We start from the raw sequence: 13,314 nt of genomic DNA, 5'->3' as shown, positions 1-13,314 counted from the left end.
GATCAACGCGCTGGTGGTCCAAACTCACGGGCACTGCTCCTGCCCGGCCACGAGCAGTGCCCGCGCCGGGTGATCGCCGCCTGGTCGGTGAGCCGGGGCGGCGCGGGCGGTGTTTGGCAGAATCGGGCGATGGCTGGCACGTCGAACCTGGAAGCCCTGCGTGATGCTCTCGACTTTCTGCCGCGGCACCTGAGCGAGTCGGCCACGCACGCGCGGTTGGCCACTGCCTGTGAGGCCCTCGGCCTGCCGACGCCTCCGCCGGAGGAAGAGGGAACGAAGTACCATCGGGCCTTGGCTAGCTTCGCGGCCCTGCCGGACTCGGCTCTCGCGGGTGTGGCCCGGAGGCTGTTGGCTGCCGGTTCGCTGCCTGCCGAGCAGCGCAACAACGTCGAGAACGCTCTGTGGGCGCTGAGCGCGTGGTCGCCCATCCCTGCGCGGGTTCGGCGAGAGTTGGCCCGTGACCTGCACCTGCCCGACCTTGTTCACGACGCCGTTCGCTTCACGCGGGTCCTGGACGAGCTGTGGGTGCTCGACGACGACCCGCTTGGCGCGGTCTTCGGCGACGGTCAGCGGAGCCTGCGCGGGCGTATCGACCGGCACGTCTACCGCAACCCCGGGGACTGGACGACCGAGCAGCTGTTCGAGCAGCTCGGTGCGTTCACCGCACCCGACGCCCGGTTCGGGGCCTTCCTGGAGCGGCTGGCCTCCGGTGACCTCAGCTGCGACGAGCCCGCGCAACGGGCCTTCGTCGAGGCGGTCAACCCGCACCTGCGGACGGCCGGGGTCGAACTTCGGGAGACCGGCGAACGCGACGGCTATCCGGTGTTCAACCTGGTTGCGATTCGCTCTCACCGTGGCCGCCCGAAGAACCTGATCTTCGCTTCGGTCGGCAAGAAGCCTGACCTGCGGTTCCGCGATGCAGTCGACAACGACGTCGAGATCGTCGGCAATCCCGACGGCGTCCTGATCTACGACCGTCCCATCGGAGGTGAAGGTTTGAGGTGGCGGGACCTCCAAACGTGGTGGCGGGAGACGCGCGGTCTGGACAGCGACGAGGAGGCCAAGCGGAGTCTGTACAACCGACTGCTGGCGTGTCTGCCGGCGACCTCGCCCCCGCAGCGCTACCTGTTCCAGCAGTACTACCGCGTGCACAGCTCCAGGGTGCAGGAGCTTCCGGCTTTGGTGCCCGAGGTGTGGTTGCACTGGGATCCGCACACTGCGGAGGTGCGCGGGAAGGACGCGCTGTTGAGGTTCCGCATGGACTTCCTGCTCTTGCTGCCGCAGAGGCAGCGGATTGTGTTGGAGGTCGACGGCAAGCACCACTACGCCGCCGAAGACGGGCGAGCGGACCCTGGCATCTACGCCAGGACCGTGCGCGGGGACCGCGAGCTCAAGCTCAGCGGTTACGAGGTTTATCGGTTCGGCGCCGCCGAACTCGCCGACGAGGAGCGGGCAGGTACCGTCGTCGAGACGTTCTTCCGCGACCTGTACCGCACGACCGGCCTGGCGATTGCCTAGGTTGGGCAAGGCGGAGGCAGATGACGACGCGTTCGCCGAGTGGACCCGGCTGCCGCACAGCCCTGTCGCCGTGGATCGGTCGCGTGAGTGAGCGGTCCGGCGTCACTGGCACTGCGGGTGGTCATCGTGTCGGCATGGCGCGACTGTCGCCCGCCGAACCGAGTTCGTAGGCACCATTGGAATCGCACCGGGAGGTGGGATCCCAACGGCACCGGCAGGCTGGCCCTAGCCTGGAGACGAGGCTGGGGTGAGCCAGCAGCCGCGTCAGCAGGCGCATTGCTGCGGGTTGCCGTTCGTGGACGCGTCGGGCCGGGCGCTGCGGGGTGAACCCGTGACGACGCAACCACAAACCCACGCCCGGCTCGGTCATGACGACCCCCGACGACCAGCCGGATCAACTCCACCACAGCGGGCCGTGTCCGCAGCGGCCCGGTCGGGCCTGGTCCGCGCCGACCACCACCGACGTGCGGCACCCGGATCTGCTCGATCACCGGGGTGAACTGTGGACTGTCGCCGCGCTGGCCGGCGGTGACCAGCAGCGACAACGGGCTACGGCACTGGTCGCAGGCCAGGTGCAGCTTGCTGGTCCACCCGCCCCGCGACCGGCCCAACCGTGAGCGCATCCAGATCGCCGGGCAGCTCCTTCCCTATGCCGTCAGTCACACCGACAGCACACCGTCCGCGCCGCGTGACACGACGGCCTCCCGGCCAACGACTCGCCTCAAATCCGGATGTTCGGCGACTGGGCGGTGGAGCTGTTCGTGAGCGAGGCGACGATCCGCCGAGCGTTCCGTACCGAGACCGGGCTGAGCTTCGCCCGCCGGCACGACACCGCCCGGATGCGCGTGGCGGCGTGGCTGCTGTCCTGCGGGCTGCCGTGTCGGTGGTGGCGTCCCGGGTGGGCTTCGCCAGCGCCAACGGGTTCATCATGGCGTTCCGGCGGGAGTTCGGCCGCACCCCGGCCGGTACGGCGGGAACGGGCTGGAAGCCGTCGTCTGACCCGCCGGCGTGCTTGGATCGGCGGGTGGACGATGTGCGGCGGTTGGTCGAGCGGATCGTGGAACTCGCCGGCGACGACGAGGCGGCCCTGGGCGACGAGGTCCAGGGGCTCGGGCACGATCTGTGGGCCGCCGTCGGCGGCGGGACGCAGGACGTGCCGCCGGAGGCCGTGGTGGCGCTGGCGGTCCTGCACTGGCGGCGCTACCTGCTGCTGCCGCTCGACGCGGACACCGCGGACCTCAATACCGCGTTGTTGTTCTGGGACAAGCTCGGCGAGCACGCGCCGCCGCGGGTACGCCGGCTGCTGGCCGAGGACCGCGGCGATATCCGGCGGACGTTGGACCGGGCGATGGAGGTGGCGTCCGAGGCCGTCCGCCGCGACGACCCGGACCTCGCGCACCTCGCCGTGGACATGCTGCGCCGGGAACGGGCCTGGGTGCCCGAAGGGCCGTTGCGGGCGGTGGTGCAGGGTTCGCTGGCGGTCGCCCTGCATACCCGGTTCAGGCGGCTGCGCGACCCTGCCGACCTGCACACTGCGATCGCGTCGGCGTCGGAAGGACCCGACGACGTCCACAACCGGGGCAACCTGGCCGTCGCGCTCACCGACCGGTACGCCCTGACCGGCGACGTCGCGGACCTGGACGAGGCGGTGCGCCTGCTGCGCACCTCCCTGGCCGGTGACGTGGACGAGCGCACCGCCGCCCGCGTCACGGGCCGCCTCGCCTCGACCCTGGTGGACCTGTACCGCAACCGAGGCACGCCCGCGTTGCTGGACGAGGCGATCGACCTGGGCCGCCGGGTACTGGACGCGACCCCCGCCGAGGACCTGGACGCCGCCCGCAACACCCTCGCCGGGGCGCTGCGCGAGCGTTACGAGGCGTTCGGCAGGCCCGCCGACCTGGACGAGGCGATCATGATGGTCCGCGCGGCCGTCGAGGGCAGCGTCGCGGACTCGCCGTGGCGGCGCACGTTGACCGCGAACCTGGTCGAGCTGCTGCTGACCAGGGGTGACGTGGAGGAGGCGTGCTCACGCGGCCTCGCGGCCCTGGACGAGACCCCGCCGGGCCACCCCGCGCGACCGCAGTTGGCGATGAATACCGGCCTGGCGCTGAGGGTGCTCGGCTCCGACCCGGAACGCGCCCACGAGCTGGAACGGGAGGCGCTGGCCACCACCGACCGCGCGAACGACCACTGGGCGGCCGTGGCCGCGAACGTCGCCCACGCCACCATTCGCCGCACGGAGGACCCCCGTGCCGCCGTGGCGCTGGCGGTGGAGTCGGTGCGGGCGACCCCGGCCGGCCACCCGTGGCTGGGTTGGCGGCTGCAGGTGCTGGCCAACGCCCTGGAACAGGTCGCCGAGCGGAACGGTCGGCGGGCCGACCGGGTGAAGGCGCTGATGGCGTGGCAGAAGTCGATCTCGGTCACCGCGGCCCCGGTCCGCACTCGCCTGCTGTCCGCGATCCGCGCCGCCCGCTGGGCACGGGACCGGCTGGACGACCGGGAGGAGGCGCTGATCTGCTACGCCACTGCGATCGCCCTGCTGGACCGTCTCGCGTGGCGCGGCTTGGACCGGGCGGACCGCGAAACGATGCTGGGGACCCACCCGGGTCTGGTGGGTGAAGCGGCATCGGCCGCACTCGACGCAGGGGACCCGAGCCATGCCCTGAGCCTCCTCGAACAGGGCCGCTCCGTCCTCTGGACCCAACACCTCGCCCACCACACCGCTACCGACGACCTGCATGCGGCAAGCCCCGAACTCGCCACCCGCCTGGCCGAGGTCGCAGCCGCCTTCGACTGACCAGCCCTGCGCACCAGTCCGGCACCGGCCCGAAACGCACCGCCACCGGCCGCCTTCGCCCGAGCGACACAGATCCCGCCTCCTGCCCGAGCCGCCGCCGGCCGAGAGGCGGCGGATTCGGCGGGTGGTTCCGTTCGTCGCGCGGGCCGGTGTCCGGCTCGGCGAATCGCGGCTCCGGTGTGATTGCGGCGGAGGGGTTACCCCAGCGGTATGTCGTTGCCCTGGTCGAAGACAGCGATCTCGGCGCGCAGGCGGTCGACGTCGGCGGCCAGGGCGGGGTCGGTGGCGGTCAGGCGCGCGAGGTCGTCGTCCGGGTGCACCAGTTGCGACCAGAGGATCGCCCGGCCGTGTTCCAGGCTTTCCAGCGCCGCCTCCGGGTCGCCCGCCAACACGGCCGCCGCAGCCGCTTCGCGGGCCAAGCCCTGGCCCCGGTCCACGACGATCCGCTCCCGGTCCGCCCGGCGCAAGCCGATCCATGCCACGGACGGCAGTTCCGCGATCGCCTGCCGGTAGCCCTCCACAGCGTCCACCCACCTGCCGATCTCGCCGGCGGTGCGGGCCCACGTCACGCCGGCGTCGAGGCGGTTGCCCAGGGTACGGCCCGTCGCCGCCACGTCCCGACAGGTGTCGATCACGGCCTCCGCGTCGGCGGCCAACCCGTCGCGCTCGTGGCGTTCGCGCAGGGTCAGCGCGTGCCCCAAGCGCAGCTCGGGCAGTTCGGACGCGTCCGGGCGGGCTGCGGCGATGCTCTGTTCCCCCGCACTGACGGCCTCGTCCAAGTCCTGCGGCGAACGGCGGCGCAGCCGCGCGCCGGTACAGCGAGAAATCCAGGTTGTGCAGCCTGCCCGCGAGGTCCGGGTGATCGGGCGGGGTGGCTTCGACCGCTCGGCGGATGGCGTCGATCGCCTCGTCGGCGTGCGCTTCGTCGCCGAACGCCGCGTAGGCCGCGCCGAGTGAGCCCGCCAGGTTCGACAGGTGCGCCGCGCGGGCGGAGTGGTGCCCGGACTCCCGCTCCACCGACTCCCGGCCCGCACGGATCGCCTCGTGCAGGTCGCGTTCCGCGCCGCGCAGGGCGTGCCGGTGTCGCAGCGCCAGACCCAGGTCGGACAGGTGGTTCGGGCGGTCGGGGGCTTCGCCCGGTGTGCCTTCCACCGCTTCCCGCAACGCCGCCACCGCGTCGTCCAGGTCCGTCGGCTCGCCGTGCAACTGGTAACGAGTCCCCAGCACCCGCCCGAGCCGGGACAGCGCCGTCGCACGGGCCGGGGTGCCGCGCCCGGTTCCCACCACGGCCTCGCGGGACGCCCGGACCGCCGCGTCCAGGTTCTCCCTGCCACCCGCCGCCTCGAACCTGGTCAGGTGCGCGACGCCCAGCGCCTCGGTGACCAGCTGCAGGTTCGGGTTCTCTGCGGGCATGCCCGCCGCCACCTCCTCGGCGACCGTCACCGCCAGGTCCAGGTCGCCGACATCGCGGGTCAGACCGAACCGGGAAGCCAGCAGCGACGTCAGGTTCGCCACCCGCAGCGACAGCGCCGGGTCGTCCACCGCCGTGCCGGCCAGCACCGACCGGACCAGCTCGACCGCCTCGGTCAGGTCCCGCTCCGAACGCCCGTGGTCGCCGCGCGCCCGCAGGCTCAGCGCCAGCATCGAACGGGACTGGGTGGCGTCCGACGGGTCGCGCGCCCGTTCGATCGCGTCCCTGCCGTGGCGGACCGCTTCGTCCAGGTCCGCCACGTCGCCCGCCCGCGCGAACCGCATCCGCAGCGGGACCCCGAGGTTGGACAGCGTGGACGCGGTGTGCGGGTGGTCGACCTCCAGCGCCAGGCGTGCCGAGACGCGGGCCGCGTCGATCGCGCGGTCCAGGTCCGCCGGGTTGCCGAACCGCTCGAATCGGGTGTTCAGGCCGACGCCGAGCGCGTTGTAGGCGTCGGACCGCTGCGTCGGGTCGGCGAGCCGGTCGGCGGACGCGGTGAGCAGGCCGATCGCGTGGTCCAGCAGGGTGCGGTCGGCCTGGTCGCGCCGGGAGAGCAGGCCGATTGCCCGCCGCACCGCCTCCGCCGGGTCGCGTTCGCCGGCCAGGTGCCGGGCGACCGGCTCGGGCACCAGGTCCGGCCGCGCCTGGCCGAGGGTGCGGAACAGGTCGACCGCCAGCAGCACGTCGGTTTCGCGTTCGGCGGCCAGGTACCGGCACCAGTACAGCCACGCGACGGCGTGCAGGACCTCCAGCGGCAGCGCGCCGCCGGGTTCCAGCCGCTCGTTCCACAGCGCCTTGGCCTCGGCCTCCGCCGCGTCGTCGAGCAGCGACCGGTCGCCGGCCTCCTGGTAGGCGGTGACGCGGGCGCGCACGGCGGCGAGGAGGTCCACTACTTCACCGGGCAGGCGGCGACCGGCTGCACCGACGTCGCCTCGGCGAGCGCCAGCACCACCTCACCTGCCTCGGTCTTGAGCACCAGCGTGCCCTTGTCGACCCGCACGACCGGCCCGCACACGGTGCCCGCCGACGACGTGTTCACCTGGAGCACCGGCGGTTTGGCGGGCGGGCCGTACCAGGTCAGGCCGACGGCGGCGACCAGCAGGAACACGCAGCCGAGGGTCGCGCCGATGCCGCGTCGCAGCGCTTTCGCGGCGGCCTGCGCCTCCTTGTGGTCGTCCACCAGCCGGGAAACGACGTCTTTCATCGGCACCACGGACGGGCTGCCGTTGGCCGCGCGCACCAGCGACAACGCGCCCGCCACGCCGACCAGCAAGGACACCAGCAGCAGCGCGCCGACCGCGATCGCCCACGCCTTGTCCAGTTGGCCGATGTCGGAACGGCCCTTGACCAGGCCGAACCCGATCAACGCCACCAGCAGCCCGGCCAGCGCGTTGCGCCACGCGGTGGCGGCGCCCCGCACCCTGGTCAGCTCGCTGCGCAGCAGCCGGTGCCGCTCCTGCGCCAGCATCAGGTCGGAACGGGTCGCGGGCGGGCCAGCGGAAAGCCGGGGCGTCATTCCGCGGCCACGCCGATCCGGAGGTTCCAGTACGCGCCACAGCCCGTCATGCCCTCCGGGCGGTTCGGATGGTCGTGCTCGCACGTGCACGCCATCGGCTCCACGTGCCCGTCCGTGTCGGCCGCCTCCGGGGACACGCCGCGCATCCCGTTGAACACGCCGCCGACCAACGGCACCTCCAGCGCCGCGCCGCACCTCGGGCACGCGCCGCGCAGCAGCAGGATCGCCGAGGACACCTCGGTCACCGTGAACGACGCCGCAGCGGTCTCGGCGTAGGACTGCTCGGTGATCTCCTCGTAGGGGATCGGCTCGGTCATCTGACTCCTCACGGGCCGGTGTGGGTGAACGGCATCCACGCGCTCGGCGGCCCGCCTGCGGCGCGCACCGCGCGCACCGCGTCGTGCAACGCGCGCGCGGACCTCTCGGGCTCGAACCGGCCGCTCGCGGTCAGTTCGGTGTAGACGGACTCGGCGACGGTGGCGGCTGTGGTGTCGTACACCGACCACAGGGTGCCGACGACGTGGCGGTAGCCGGTGTAGTGCAGGGCGGCGGTCAACGTGATCGCCTCGTCGGCGAGCCGGAAGCCGCCCATGGCGGTCTTGCACGCCGACAGGAACACGAACTCGCCCTGGTAGCGGGCCGCGCCGATGTCGCCGACGGTGAGCACCCGGTCGTGCAGCAGCAGGCCGCCGCTGGACGGCCGGGCCAGGTCCTGGCCGCCATGGCAGCTGAAGTGCACCCAGCCATGGCCGGGCAGGGCGGCGCGCACCGCGTCCCAGGTGGCGTCCGCGCCCTCCAGCAGGGTGCGGTCGGCGAACAGCCGGGTGAGCAGGTCGCGTTCCCGGTTCACGGCGGGCAGCGGCGGTTGGCCCTCGCGTTCGGGCAGCGCCACGACCAGCATCCGCCGGTCCACGTCGCCGACGGGCCGATTCGCGTCCAGCAGGGCGCGCAACGTCGGCGTGTAGGACGAGACGACCCGGTCCAGCACCGCCCGGCCCTCGACGTGGTGGCCCGCCGCGTGCAGCGGCAGCAGGCTGAGCAGCCCGGTCGGGCACCACCACAGCCGTGGTGGAACGTCCGCGACCTCGGTGAACCCCAGTTCCGCCAGCACCGGCCCGGCGACGACGTCCCACAGCCAGGCGGCGACCTTCAGCAGGCCGAGTTCCATCGCCTCGCGCGCCGCCAGGTACCCGCGTTTGGCGGCGTCGTAGCGGACCACGGCGGCCCGGCCGCCCTCGCCCCGCTCGACCTCGCGGCGTGCCGACGCCAACGCCCGCGCCGCGTCCTCCACCCCGACCGACACAGCGAGGTAACCCCGCACCCGGTGCTCGACGTCGGCCGCCGTCAGGTCGGGCAACGGCACATCGGACACCCCGTCGGCGCGCACCACCAGCGCGTCGCACCGCGTCACGCTGACGTTGACCGCCACCACCGGCCCGCCGCGCGTGGCCGGCAGCAGGCCCGCCGGCCGGGGCGGGCGCAGGAAGTCCGCGAACCCGGGGATGTCCCGGACCCGGCCGACCAGCTCGTCCCACTCGCGCGCCAGCGCCATCCGCCGGTCGACCAGCCGCCGGGACTCGTCGGGCACTTCGACAGCCACTGCCGCCGCCATTCGCTCGGGTGATCGGGTTCGTCTCAAGGTCGGTATCCCGGTGGGGCCGTCCACCGTTACCCGCCGCGCCGGAGCACCTCCGAGCTACCGGGGTAGCTTAGTGATCAGTTCAGAATGAGTTTCCGTAGGCAGATGATCGAGCAGGCCAGGCTGAGGATGGCCTGGTGGACATCGGCTCGTCGTTCGGTCCGGACTCGGAGTCGACGGAAGCCCTTGATCCAGGCGAAGGTGCGTTCCACCGGCCAGCGGACCTTGCCCAGGCCGGAACCGTGTGCGACGCCGCGTCGGGCGATGACCGGGGTGATGCCGCGGGCGCGGACCAGGCGGCGGTACTTGTCGTGGTCGTAACCGCGGTCGGCGTAGACCCGACGCGGGCGCCGCCTGGGCTTGCCGACCACGCCCCGGATCGGCGGGACGGCGTCGATCAACGGGATCAGCTGGGTGACGTCGTTGCGGTTGCCGCCGGTCAGGGTGACGGCGAGCGGGACACCGGTGGCGTCGGTGATCAGGTGGTGCTTGGAGCCGGGCTTGCTCCGGTCGACCGGACTCGGCCCCGTGTGGTCCCCCCTTTGAGGGCGCGCAGGTGGGTGGAGTCGACCAGCATGGCGGACAGGTCCAACAGCCCGGCAGCGCGCAGCTCGGCGAGCAGACGTTCGTGCAGCTGCTGCCACACCCCGGCCTCGTGCCACTCGGCCAACCGACGCCAACACGTCGCACCCGAGGCACCGAACAGGGCGGTGGGCAGCCGGTTCCACCCGATCCCGGTACGCACCACGTACAGGATGCCCTCCAACGCCGCCCGGTCGTCGGCACGCCTGCGACCCGGGTGACGGAAGCGCCTCGGACGCACCGGGATCAGCGGTTCCGGTCGAGCCCACAGCTCGTCGGTCAAGACCTCCTCACGCACGCCGCGATCTTGGAACGCCCGACGCCACAGGTAAAGGCGACACGCCAGCTCATTTTGAACTGATCACTAAGGCCCGCGACACCCTCGCGGCCGAGGCCTTCCACTACGCACAACCACTGGAGGACATCGCGGATCCGGAGGGACCTCAGACGAGGATGCGCTCGCTCGCGAAGACGGACCGGGACGTCGTCGAGTTCCTGTGGCGTCCACAGGTCAGGGCACGCCGAGTCGCCAAGGCCATGCTCGAGCACGTCCACGCCGCCCGCATGGGGAAGTTCTCGGCTGCGGCGGCGGAGATGATGCCCCCGGTCAACGACGCGGTCTTCCCTCGCCTGCCCGCCGACCGCGGCCACTTCCGCCTGCCCTACATGGCCCACATCCTCTGCGGACTGCGACATCGGCTACCCGACTACGTCCAAGACGTGCTCGATGGCCGCACTCCACCGCCCTGGGTGACCGCGCGTCGCCGGAATCGGTGTGGTGCGCGACCCCGGACCCGCCGACCTGGGGCAGGCTGCCGACCCCGGCAACACGAGCGAGGTCCGAACTCGGCAGCTCGCAGTGGCCGGCCCGGCCGCCCCGACCTGACCACGGGCGCACTGTGGTCAGGTTCGCAACGCGATACAGACGGCCCGGCCTACCAGGTCACGTCGGGGCGCGAGGTTAGCGTTGGGCATGACGATGCGTATGTCCGGCCCTGTGCCGGCTGACGAGATCAGGCGGCTGGCCACCCCCGAGCTTGCTCTGCGATTGCTGGCGAGCCTGGGCGCCGGCGACGTGAACGCGAACAACACCCTGCGGGGTGCGGAGCAGGCGTTCGAGCACAACCAGGAGCCGGACGTGACCGAGTTGCTGGGCTGGCTCTCGGATGCTTGGGCGTGGTTGGAGGCGCATGGGCTGATCGGGCCGAGTGCCCGCAACACGACTTCTGCGTGGCAGCGGCTGACTCGCGCCGGGCACGAGGCCAAGGCTGATGCCGCTGCCCTGACCCGGTTGTGGGCCGGTGACCGCCTGGCGGGCTCTCTGCATCCGATCCTGGAGGAGCGGGTGCGCCCCATCTTCAACCTGGGCGACTACGAGACCGCGTGTTTCGCCGCGATGAAGACAGTCGAGGTCGAGGTGCGCCGGCTGGCAGGTTTGGAGAACTCCGTCATCGGTGTGGACTTGATGCGCCAGGCGTTCAGGCCCGACGCGGGACCTCTAGCGGACGTTGACGCCCACAAGGGTGAGCAGGTGGCGATCATGGAGCTGTTCGCCGGAGCGATCGGAGCTTTCAAGAACCCTTCCAGCCACCGCACGGTGCACTTCGATGATGCGGTCGAGGCGGCCGAGGTAGTGCAGACCGCCGACCTGCTGCTGCGTCTACTGCAGCGAGCGGCCCGCCGCAATGAGGGGACTGGAACCTGATCGGAGTCAAGATAGGTGAGGGCGTCACACTCGGTGCGGCACCTTCGGGCTCGTGGCCTGCAGGAGAGAACCCCGCTTTTGATCGGGTTGCGCTACAGACGGTTAGCACATTGTTGCTCATTGTCGCATGGTGTCGCGTAGGGCGCTGTGAGGGTCGTGATAGGGCTTACTCTTGCCAGGTTTCGCTGGTACCGCGTTGAACTGGTTGGTTGATGCTGCCTCAGGCTGATTTTGCCAAGGTCCGCGGACACGGTCCGCTGGGTTCGCAGGCCGACGGGTTCGAGCGGGAACGTCGGCGACGGGTCCGGCGACGAGGCCGGGCGCGTTTGACCGCACCGCTGCTGGGACGCTCGCGCGGCGGCCTGACCGGCAAGGTCCACCTCGCCTGCGACCCGTGCTCCTGCCCGTTGGTCTTCGTGCTGACCGAGGGACAGGCTGCGGACAGTCCCCGGTTCGTTCCGGTTCTGGACGGGATGAGTGGCTGCGGGCCGGTCGGCCGTGCGCGCACCCGGCCCGACGCGGTGGCCGGGGACAAGGCCTACTCCAGTTGCGCCAGTCGCGCCCACCTGCGTCGATGTGGCATCAAGGGGGTCATCCCGGTGAAGGCCGACAGGTCGCCAACCGGAGGAAGAAGGGCCGCCGGGGCGGACGGCCCCATTTCCACGACACCGTGCTCTACACAGGACATAACACGGTCGAACGGTGCGTCAACGAGATCAAGGCATGGCGAGGGCTCGCCATCCGCTACGACAAGAAGCCGGAGAGCTACCTCGCCGGCCTGCACCTACGCGGGGCCGTGATCCGGATGCGCAGCCTCCGACCCACATCGTGATCACAACTCCAGACAGGCCCACTGCCCGGGTGGGTCCGCGCCGAACGGCGTGGACCCCCGGGTTCGGGACGACCGCGAAGCGCTCCGCGGCCCGATCAGCCGCCGGAGGTCACGTCACAGGGCCTTGTGTCGCCAGCTCCAGTGCGCGCAGCAGGGTGCCGAGCGCGTCCGGCGTGGCGCCGAGCGTCGCGAGGTCGAACGACGGGTACTTGCGGACCAGCTCCTCGTCGTCGGCCGGGAGGAGCGCGGCCAGGCCGGGGTGGTCGCGCAGCTCGGCGAGGACGCCGAGGGCCAGTGCCTCGTCCTGGTCCCAGATGGACCTGAGGTTGACGGTGAGCGCCGGGTTCCCGGGCGAGACGTACAGCGACACCAACGACCGCCGCTTGCCGCCGACCGGGTAGTAGACGCCTGCGGAGGGGGCGGCGCCGCTCCCTCCCTTGAGCTGTGCGCCGTGCTCGTCAGCGTGGGCGAGCAGGCGCAGGCCCGCGGCGCGGGTGTCGGGATCGGCGATCGCCTTGACGGCGTTGTCGATCTCCTGCCTGGTCCACGTGTGCTTGGCCTGGGAGGGGAGGGCCGGCGGCGGGCCGATGACGTGCGAGATCGCGACCGCCACCCGCTCCAGCCAGTCGATGGTCTCGGTGGCTTCGTGGGCCTGGATCGGCGTGCGCTTGCCGGTCGCGGGGTCGAGGTCGGCGGCGTGGGCGATGAGGTTGCGCCGGTTCATGATCAGGCTGACCCGTTCCCGCACCGACTGGTGCGACCACGCCACGCCGTCCTGGCTGAGGTGCCTGGCCACGCCGTCCCACAGCTGCGCGTCGCTGACGTGCGCGAACGCTTCCTTGATCTTCTCCGGGTTCTGGTACGACGTGTAGCCGAAGCGGGCCTTCAGATGGTCCCGGAACCTCTCCTCCAGCGAGCCGGAGTGGTGCAGCACGTCCTCCAGCAGGCCCATCGGCACCTCGATGCGCAGGAACCGGGCGGGCCGCTGCTCGGAGACCTGGAGCGCGAGCGCCACCGCGCGGTCGTACAACTCGCTGTGCACCCAGTGGTCCAGCGCCGAGACCGCCTGGACCCAGGCGGACCGGTACAGGTCGGCGACGTCGAACGCCCCGACCCGCAGCCGTTCGAGGTGCTGTCCGCCCCGGACCAGTCCGCGTGCGTACTCCATGTTGGCGCGTAATTCGCGCAGGGCCTTGGTCTCCACCACGTCATCGGGCACGGGCGTGGAGTATGCCGTGCCGCGCGTGTGTCGTG

The 13,314-nt window shown here is 71.8% G+C and carries 11 protein-coding genes; 4 read left to right on the top strand and 7 right to left on the bottom strand.

The annotated features are described in order from the left end of the window. Positions 1-333 precede the first annotated feature (333 nt). On the top strand, positions 334-1,518 hold the full coding sequence (locus EKG83_RS27235; RefSeq protein WP_407690731.1) for an AbiJ-related protein: 1,185 nt from the start codon (positions 334-336) through the stop codon (positions 1,516-1,518). Between the two features lie 121 nt (positions 1,519-1,639). Here the strand turns inward: EKG83_RS27235 and EKG83_RS49795 are convergent, their stop codons facing one another. Next, positions 1,640-1,888 carry a helix-turn-helix domain-containing protein gene (locus tag EKG83_RS49795; protein ID WP_084717159.1) on the bottom strand — a complete coding sequence of 83 codons (249 nt, stop codon included), beginning with the start codon at positions 1,886-1,888 and terminating at the stop codon, positions 1,640-1,642. Between the two features lie 483 nt (positions 1,889-2,371). Between EKG83_RS49795 and EKG83_RS27225 the strand changes: the two genes are divergently transcribed. Continuing rightward, complete coding sequence (locus EKG83_RS27225; protein ID WP_157591572.1) at positions 2,372-4,315, top strand: helix-turn-helix transcriptional regulator; 1,944 nt, start codon at positions 2,372-2,374, stop codon at positions 4,313-4,315. Positions 4,316-4,512: 197 nt separating this feature from the next. Here EKG83_RS27225 and EKG83_RS27220 read toward each other — a convergent pair whose 3' ends face one another. The 5 genes from EKG83_RS27220 to EKG83_RS27195 form a co-directional block, all read right to left on the bottom strand. Continuing rightward, the gene (locus EKG83_RS27220) at positions 4,513-5,094 is read right to left on the bottom strand and encodes a hypothetical protein (protein ID WP_033435567.1); all 582 of its coding nucleotides are present in this window, start codon (positions 5,092-5,094) and stop codon (positions 4,513-4,515) included. A 1,581-nt stretch (positions 5,095-6,675) separates the two neighbouring features. Beyond that, positions 6,676-7,254, bottom strand: a complete 579-nt coding sequence (locus EKG83_RS27210; protein ID WP_084717158.1) for a hypothetical protein — start codon at positions 7,252-7,254, stop codon at positions 6,676-6,678. Positions 7,255-7,298: 44 nt separating this feature from the next. Next, positions 7,299-7,619, bottom strand: a complete 321-nt coding sequence (locus tag EKG83_RS27205) for a hypothetical protein (protein ID WP_033435564.1) — start codon at positions 7,617-7,619, stop codon at positions 7,299-7,301. Positions 7,620-7,627: 8 nt separating this feature from the next. Beyond that, entirely contained in the window at positions 7,628-8,902 is a 1,275-nt protein-coding gene (locus tag EKG83_RS27200) for a CHAT domain-containing protein (protein ID WP_153278469.1), read from the bottom strand. 116 nt (positions 8,903-9,018) lie between these two features. Beyond that, positions 9,019-9,821, bottom strand: a protein-coding gene (locus tag EKG83_RS27195; RefSeq protein WP_407690730.1) for an IS5 family transposase whose coding sequence is annotated in 2 segments (ribosomal slippage) — positions 9,019-9,476 and positions 9,476-9,821 — 804 coding nt in all. Because the reading frame shifts where the segments join, the coding sequence is not laid out codon by codon here. Positions 9,822-10,496: 675 nt separating this feature from the next. Between EKG83_RS27195 and EKG83_RS27190 the strand changes: the two genes are divergently transcribed. Together EKG83_RS27190 and EKG83_RS27185 are read left to right on the top strand one after the other, a co-directional pair. Further along, positions 10,497-11,228 carry a TIGR02391 family protein gene (locus EKG83_RS27190; RefSeq protein ID WP_033435561.1) on the top strand — a complete coding sequence of 244 codons (732 nt, stop codon included), beginning with the start codon at positions 10,497-10,499 and terminating at the stop codon, positions 11,226-11,228. 212 nt (positions 11,229-11,440) lie between these two features. After that, positions 11,441-12,028, top strand: a complete 588-nt coding sequence (locus EKG83_RS27185; protein ID WP_407690790.1) for a transposase — start codon at positions 11,441-11,443, stop codon at positions 12,026-12,028. A 141-nt stretch (positions 12,029-12,169) separates the two neighbouring features. Here EKG83_RS27185 and EKG83_RS27180 read toward each other — a convergent pair whose 3' ends face one another. Then, positions 12,170-13,279, bottom strand: a complete 1,110-nt coding sequence (locus tag EKG83_RS27180; protein WP_153278466.1) for a hypothetical protein — start codon at positions 13,277-13,279, stop codon at positions 12,170-12,172. Positions 13,280-13,314 lie beyond the last annotated feature (35 nt).

This window comes from Saccharothrix syringae, assembly GCF_009498035.1.
Taxonomy (GTDB): Bacteria; Actinomycetota; Actinomycetes; order Mycobacteriales; family Pseudonocardiaceae; genus Actinosynnema; species Actinosynnema syringae.
Note: the sequence above shows the minus strand (reverse complement) of the source record. Positions and strands in the feature narration are given on the sequence as shown.

What these genes read in the sequence shown, in the direction of transcription:
- EKG83_RS49795 (WP_084717159.1), bottom strand. Translation starts at nt 1,888, where the DNA reads ATGACCGAGCCGGGCGTGGGTTTGTGGTTGCGTCGTCACGGGTTCACC.
- EKG83_RS27210 (WP_084717158.1), bottom strand. Translation starts at nt 7,254, where the DNA reads ATGCTGGCGCAGGAGCGGCACCGGCTGCTGCGCAGCGAGCTGACCAGG.
- EKG83_RS27205 (WP_033435564.1), bottom strand. Translation starts at nt 7,619, where the DNA reads ATGACCGAGCCGATCCCCTACGAGGAGATCACCGAGCAGTCCTACGCC.
- EKG83_RS27190 (WP_033435561.1), top strand. Translation starts at nt 10,497, where the DNA reads ATGACGATGCGTATGTCCGGCCCTGTGCCGGCTGACGAGATCAGGCGG.
- EKG83_RS27185 (WP_407690790.1), top strand. Translation starts at nt 11,441, where the DNA reads ATGCTGCCTCAGGCTGATTTTGCCAAGGTCCGCGGACACGGTCCGCTG.